The sequence below is a fragment of the Alcanivorax sp. HI0083 genome (assembly GCF_001635175.1).
The window spans coordinates 1-2,118 of sequence record NZ_LWFX01001144.1 but is presented as its reverse complement, the minus strand read 5'-3'; the positions used below and the strand labels follow the sequence as shown (position 1 = coordinate 2,118).

Sequence of the window (2,118 nt, the reverse complement as noted above, 5' to 3'; positions counted from 1 at the left end):
CATCATGATCAACCCCGGCACGATGTACTGCATGTAATCGAACCCGCCCATATCGCCGATACGACTGCCAATCAGGTTGCCGAAAATCACGAAATACAGCGTCATGGTAATCGCTGGCGGCAGCAGCGTCTGCGGCCAGATACGGGTAAAACGGCGAATTTCCTTGGTTACCAGGGTCAGAAATGCCACCCATTGCTCACGAGCACTCATGATGCTTGCTCCCCCGGCAGGTTCTGCTCGACCAGCCGCACAAACAATTCTTCCAGCCGGTTTGCCTTGTTGCGCATACTCATGACGTCAAAATCGAGCCGCGCCAGCTCCACAAACAGGGTATTGAGGCTTTCGCTTTTCGGCACCGCCACTTCCAGCGTCTTGGCATCGCGCAGAGACACCTGAAACCCTTCCAGTTGCGGGGCTTCACTAACGGGCCGGGCCAGATCGAGAATGAAGGTCTCTACCTGCAGTTGCTCCAGCAGGGATTTCATATCGGTATTTTCCGCGATAATGCCGTGGTCAATAATGGCGATATGGCGACACAGGGACTCTGCTTCTTCCAGATAGTGGGTGGTCAGAATGATGGTTTTCCCTTCCGCATTCAGCTTGGTCAGAAAATCCCACATGGAGCGGCGCAGTTCGATATCCACGCCAGCGGTGGGCTCGTCCAGAATCAGCAATTCCGGCTCATGAACCAGGGCACGGGCAATCATCAGCCGGCGCTTCATGCCACCGGACAAGGTCCGCGACTGTTTGTCGCGCTTGTCCCACAGACCCAGTTGGCGCAGGTACTTTTCCGCCCGCTCACGGGCCAGTGGCGCGGGAATGCCATAGAAACCCGCCTGGGTCACCACGATATCAAACACTTTTTCGAACTGGTTGAAGTTGAACTCCTGTGGCACCACACCGATCTGCTTCTTGGCCAGAGACCGCTGGGTATCCAGGGAATAGCCAAAGATGCTCACATCACCACCGGATTTATTGACCAGTGAACTGATCACACCAATGGTGGTAGATTTGCCGGCCCCGTTGGGGCCCAGCAAGGCAAAGAAATCGCCCTTCTTCACATCCAGATCAATACCTTTGAGCGCTTGCACGCCATTGGCATAGGTTTTGGTCAAATTGCGAATTGTCAGCGCGGACAAGGCACACCTCGTCAGAAGTCGGTAAACGGAGAGATCGGTTTAGAAATGCGGTTACAACGCACGATGGCAGTGATCACCACGCCATATCCAGTGAAGCTGGCCGCCACTGAACCACAGCCACAGCCCTTCCATCATCCAGGGCCAGTCATCCTCGGTAATGCGCCGGTGCCCATGCAGTTCGGCCACCAGCACGGCAAGAATGGTGTCGTGGGTCACGTGCACGTTCAGGTGGCCCGGTGCCGGTTCACGCTCGCTCAGGTACCGGGCCAGCTTGGCGCGGCCTTCTGCCGGCGACAGCATGCCCTCAAAGGGTTGCTGTAAGTGCTGGTTAAGGAATTTAAACGCACCCATCTTCAGAAACGTGGGGCCGACCTGATTCAGGTCTTCCACGTAACAGCCAGGCTCCACCAGGGTGGTATCGGTGGTGATTTCGGGAATCGTCTCCAACAGCCCTGCCTTGCGGGCGCCTTCGGCCATGGCCTTGGCGGTATTCACGCAGCGCCCCACCGGGCTGGAAAAAAACGCATCCACTGGCCGCGCCAGCTGGCTACCCCACTCCCGGGCCATATCGATGCCTTCCGGGGTCAGGGGCAGGCGGTAATCGGCAAAACCGTTCTTGGCCAGTTCACGCACAGAGTGCCGCGTCAGCAAATGAACGGGTTTGTCCTGCGGTAACAGGTTAAGGGCTTCCAGCAATCGCGGGTGTAGGCGCGCCATAGTCTCTTCACTTTGGGTCAGGCCTTAGTGTACGGAGCGCCATAGCGAAAGCAAACCATGAGAGGGGAATTAGGGAACCTCTGAAAAACTCCTTGCGTACTCAGTCTTTCAGTCTGGTTCGCAATCTATACCCCATTCGGGGCACAGAGGGCGCGCTTTTGAAGGTGTCCCCTAACTGGGATCGAGATATGTCCATCCATCGAAAAAGCGCAACAACGAGTGCGGGCCAGCCTGGATGACCCGAAGCACCCGTTCGGGCATA

2 protein-coding genes and 1 pseudogene are annotated in these 2,118 nt (G+C 56.7%); all 3 read right to left on the bottom strand.

The features are described from left to right. Positions 1-210, bottom strand: a pseudogene (locus tag A3754_RS16200) (ABC transporter permease); the annotation flags it as partial. Then, positions 207-1,139: an ABC transporter ATP-binding protein gene (locus A3754_RS16195; RefSeq protein WP_063520531.1), complete on the bottom strand. Its 933-nt coding sequence runs from the start codon at positions 1,137-1,139 to the stop codon at positions 207-209. The pseudogene A3754_RS16200 and the gene A3754_RS16195, both read right to left, overlap by 4 nt. 51 nt (positions 1,140-1,190) lie before the next feature. Further along, complete coding sequence (locus tag A3754_RS16190) at positions 1,191-1,856, bottom strand: histidine phosphatase family protein (protein WP_063520530.1); 666 nt, start codon at positions 1,854-1,856, stop codon at positions 1,191-1,193. Positions 1,857-2,118: the final 262 nt, after the last annotated feature.